This is a genomic window from Thiolapillus sp. (assembly GCF_048562965.1).
GTDB classification, from domain to species: Bacteria; Pseudomonadota; Gammaproteobacteria; order Chromatiales; family Chromatiaceae; genus Thiolapillus; species Thiolapillus brandeum_A.
Map to the genome: position 1 here is coordinate 1 of NZ_JBHNMF010001657.1, position 522 is coordinate 522.

A 522-nucleotide genomic window follows, 5' to 3' on the forward strand; every position below is an offset into this window, starting at 1 on the left:
CGACTACAAGGTCGTTCTCACGGGAGAAGGGGCGGACGAAGTGTTTGGCGGTTACGATATATTCAAGGAAGCCAAAATCCGGCGTTTCTGCCACCGCTACCCGGATTCAACACTGCGCCCGCTGCCAGCCATGGAGAGCGAAGCGAAGGCTGGTAGACCCCAGTAGCCGCGAGGCCGCACTGTTTTCCCGGCGTGCCTTGCGCCAGAGGGAAAACAAAGTAGGCCTCCGAACGCGGCGTCCAGTCATTGGGAGCCAAGTACGGAGCAGCAACGAGCTTGCGAAGTTGTTGCGTAGTGCTTGGTGACCAGGACGGCTGGGGCACAAATAGGTTGTCAAAGGCCGAGTCGATTTTGGGGACTGGGATGTCCCAAAATCTATCACGAGGCCGAAGACACGCTTGCGTTGATTCTGAAAAAACTCTACCCCTATCTGAAATACAATCCCGCCGCCAGCGGGGATTTTGGCAAGCAGTTTTTTCAGCAGGGTATGGAGTACATCGACCAGCCATTCTTTGCACATGT

The 522-nt window shown here is 55.6% G+C and carries 2 protein-coding genes; one reads left to right on the forward strand and one right to left on the reverse strand.

Annotated features, from left to right (window positions below):
* The first annotated feature begins 40 nt into the window (after window positions 1-40).
* Window positions 41-166: a hypothetical protein gene (locus ACOCD2_RS26060; RefSeq protein WP_308317381.1), complete on the forward strand. Its 126-nt coding sequence runs from the start codon at window positions 41-43 to the stop codon at window positions 164-166.
* Here the strand turns inward: ACOCD2_RS26060 and ACOCD2_RS26065 are convergent.
* Window positions 107-382: a hypothetical protein gene (locus ACOCD2_RS26065; protein ID WP_294032275.1), complete on the reverse strand. Its 276-nt coding sequence runs from the start codon at window positions 380-382 to the stop codon at window positions 107-109. The genes ACOCD2_RS26060 and ACOCD2_RS26065 overlap by 60 nt on opposite strands.
* Window positions 383-522: the final 140 nt, after the last annotated feature.